The sequence below is a fragment of the Psychromonas hadalis ATCC BAA-638 genome (genome assembly GCF_000420245.1).
Lineage (GTDB): Bacteria > Pseudomonadota > Gammaproteobacteria > Enterobacterales > Psychromonadaceae > Psychromonas > Psychromonas hadalis.
Window position 1 is genome coordinate 1 of record NZ_ATUO01000246.1, and the last position, 3,416, is coordinate 3,416.

Genomic DNA, 3,416 nt, shown 5'->3' on the forward strand with positions numbered 1-3,416 from the left:
ATGTGCCCCATAGCGGGTTAGAAATGAAGATTAACTTGAAAGACAAGCCCCATGCCTTCGCTAACAATAAGATAGTTCTTAGGTAATAAATACTAGGGGCTATTTGTTATAAATAGCTTTAAATTGTTCGTAGCGCTTGCGGTTAACACCCAAATCGGAATAACCAGCACGAGACTGGGATCGAAAATGAACCAGTTTAGTTTGCTCATCAAGCAGTATTTCAACATCATCGTGAAAATGAAAAACGCCTGTCGTGAACACAGAATAGAGGTAGTGACTTTCTTGAGCTTGCAACTCATTGTTTCCCATCGTGTTCAAAGTGGCTAGCACCAAACTGATAGTTTCCTCAGAGCTCGCCTTGTACTGCAATGGCTCTACTCGCTTTTCTACAATGTCAGTTTGACTCGATACCGCATTGGGCTTATCTGGCATAGCACTTAATTGACCTGCTTTATGACCCAAATGTGTAGGTATGCTAAGATTTTGAAAAACCAGCCGGGCGATAAAGAGGGTAACAATAACAACAATTAATAGACCGATAATTTTCATAGTAACTCCTGTATGTTGAGTAAATATAAGCTAAATCGCAAACGCCCCCAAGCCTTATAAACCTACAATGGTGTGGTCATTATGGGCTTAAACTCTATAAGCTAATAACGGGACTTTGCACAAATATCTCATCGTGGGCATTACAGTCTTGGCATGTTAGATAATAGTAAGCTTTCTTCTTATTAATTTTAGTGTTTTTGCTGTTGCAACTTAGGCAGGATTGTTTCATTGCAGTGTTTGCATCGCAACTTGGGCACTTCACATAATAACCAAACTTCCCCCAGATTGCTTGTAATTTAACCGTGTTATTACATTTCTTACAGGCTAGTTGAGGAAGTTGTAGAATATTCGGAATAACGGGCGGTTGTGGCTTTTCTACTATATACGTCTGTGTGCTGGATTCGATTTTAGTTACAGGTTTAGACTTTACTTCCGATAACTCAGGGATGATTTGTTGCACGTGTTCTGCTCTAGATGGCTTATGGTGTTGCATTAAATAGTTGGAAATTTTATCCATCGATTCAGCTGAAAATAAGGGTCTTGTATCACCTGCTTTTAATGCAGTTATTAATTTACTGGTTGGGATATTCATCAATTTAGTCACTTTATCGACAACAAATTCTGATTTCACCAGTTTTTTTGAAATATCTTTGGGCATATCATCTCGATGAACAATAGCATTACTAGATATTGCACAGATGTGATCCCAACATCTTCCTGCAAAACCTTGCTGTAACAATCCAAATAGAAATTTAGGTAAGAGTTGAACTTTATCTTCAAGTAATAAATCCAGTAACAATTTTTCTTGCAGTTCTACCTGCTTAATTGGAGAACGCATTCCTGACCAATGCTTGTTATAACTTCTTGTCCATTCTTGATTGTTATTTACTTTAACTTCACCAGTAATGCTTTTTGATTCAATCAAAACGAAGCCATATGGGTACAGTATGAGATGATCGATTTGTGCAACTTCTTCATTGAATTCAAAACGAAAATCGTTAAAGACAAATACTTGTTGGTTGTCTTTAAAGGCTCGACGTAGAAAAAATGCGACGTCTTGTTCCTGTTTATCTCCAGCTATCTGTCTAATATCTTTAGAAAAATTCGTTTCTTTATTTTTTATGATCAAACCAAAATCCTTTATCTCTACATTCTAGTAGTTACAGAAGTTAATGATAATATCATTATTATTTGAAGAGTTAATGTCAATGCGGTTTCTAATTCTTTTGCTATATTGCGTTGTTGAGTACTTCGACGATAGCTGTTTCAAACTCATAAGCGCGACCAAACGAACAATGAGGGCACTTTGTCGCCCTAGAAAGCTGACTCGAAAACGCCCCCTTTGCGACTTAAAAACTACAAACCAGTGGCCAATATTACTCAGCCACAACACTAACGCATTATCAAAAGCAATGAATGACATTTGAGTCAGTACTCAAATATCATTTTTAAAATTGATATATCACCTCACTAACAAAATTATATTTAATTCTCATTTTTCGCTTATTGCACCGTTTATCCTATGAAGGGAAGCACTGAGCTTAAATAACTAGCGATAACGACCGACTATATCCTGAACCTGTTTACGAAATACATCATTTTCCAGCACAACATCAATCTCTTCAATAAGCTCTCTAGCAAGGGGGTGCGATTGACGAACACCAATATAAAAGGGGATCAGGGAGTCGTTGATAAAGTCGACATGGCGGTAAGCAATCATCTGTTGATAACCGAACTTTTTAGCAATATATTTAGCCTGCTCAGGCATCGCAATTAAAAAATCAGCCTGCTCTCTCCACAGTAACCAATGAAGCATCGTGTACAAATTATTCGCTTCAAGCTTTTGCATAAAGTCAGGAATGTTATCGGACTCCCACTCTGCCCCTTTTTGAGTAATAATTTTTAGACTTCCTAAATCTTCAAAGCGTTTTGCTGATTCAATGATAGAGCGATTAGTATTGTTTTTATGGTAAATAAGAAACCCAAAATCTAACTTATAGGCATGGCTTGACGTAAAGTACGCATACTGTTTCCGTTTTTTTGATGGGTACGTCAAAAAACCATCTGCTTTCTCATACTCCACCTGTACTTGAGCTCGGCCCCAAGGATATGCTTTTAGCGTTACTTGGTGACTAGGCAAATGACTAAAAATCAACGTGATTATTTCAGGAATAATACCCGCCACGATATCCTCGTGTTGAAAACTCAAAGGCGCTTCATTATCTGCAACCGCAAAAGTGAACGTTTCTGCTTGGACGCTAACAGAAAATAAAAATAACCAAAGAACGTAAGGAGACAACAATCTTAGCTTCATACTTATTCCTTTATTCTAAAATAATTTCAAATCTCTTTTCTATCCAGTAAAGGGTAGTGGTTATGATTGATTATTCAAGTGCTTAACTGTCACTTCCTGTGTCGTAATAGCACTTTATTTAGCCAAGTTAGAGCAGAGATAGGAGAGAGTTAAAATGCAGAGAAAAAGTCCGATGTAAGATGAACACCGGACTTTCCTTTCATTCAGTTAAGCATCTTTTGATGTGACTTAACTAAACGACATTAGCGACTAGATATTAAATAATTTTCAAACTGACTCGCTTTGTGATGTAATGGACGCCCCTCCCCAATGGCCAATATCGTCATCTTTGCCATAATTAGATTAGAGCGTTTAATCAAAGGAGTCTCGCATGAATATTTAAAGTGGTTGGTATTGATTTAGCAAAACATTATTTTCAGGTCTGCGTTCTTACTGATGAAAACAAGATACATTCCAATAAAAAAGTGACTAGAGCACGTCTTTTAGATGTCGTTCGTCAATTCCCTGAAACTACATTAATCGCAATGGAAGCATGTGGTAGTTCAAACTATTG

The 3,416-nt window shown here is 37.1% G+C and carries 3 protein-coding genes and 1 pseudogene; 1 reads left to right on the forward strand and 3 read right to left on the reverse strand.

Going from position 1 to position 3,416, the window contains the following annotated elements; all coding sequences use genetic code 11:
- Positions 1 to 99: 99 nt before the first annotated feature.
- The 3 genes from G322_RS0118200 to G322_RS0118210 form a co-directional block, all read right to left on the reverse strand.
- The gene (locus tag G322_RS0118200; RefSeq protein WP_022943115.1) at positions 100 to 549 is read right to left on the reverse strand and encodes a DUF1499 domain-containing protein; all 450 of its coding nucleotides are present in this window, start codon (positions 547 to 549) and stop codon (positions 100 to 102) included.
- A 94-nt stretch (positions 550 to 643) separates the two neighbouring features.
- Complete coding sequence (locus G322_RS0118205) at positions 644 to 1,678, reverse strand: nuclease-related domain-containing protein (protein WP_022943116.1); 1,035 nt, start codon at positions 1,676 to 1,678, stop codon at positions 644 to 646.
- A 420-nt stretch (positions 1,679 to 2,098) separates the two neighbouring features.
- On the reverse strand, positions 2,099 to 2,863 hold the full coding sequence (locus G322_RS0118210; RefSeq protein ID WP_022943117.1) for a substrate-binding periplasmic protein: 765 nt from the start codon (positions 2,861 to 2,863) through the stop codon (positions 2,099 to 2,101).
- A 374-nt stretch (positions 2,864 to 3,237) separates the two neighbouring features.
- Between G322_RS0118210 and G322_RS24425 the strand changes: the two are divergent.
- A pseudogene (locus G322_RS24425) lies at positions 3,238 to 3,416 on the forward strand (IS110 family transposase); the annotation flags it as partial.

Excerpts from the sequence above, each read along its gene's own strand:
- G322_RS0118200 (WP_022943115.1), bottom strand. The coding sequence starts at position 549 with ATGAAAATTATCGGTCTATTAATTGTTGTTATTGTTACCCTCTTTATC.
- G322_RS0118210 (WP_022943117.1), bottom strand. The coding sequence starts at position 2,863 with ATGAAGCTAAGATTGTTGTCTCCTTACGTTCTTTGGTTATTTTTATTT.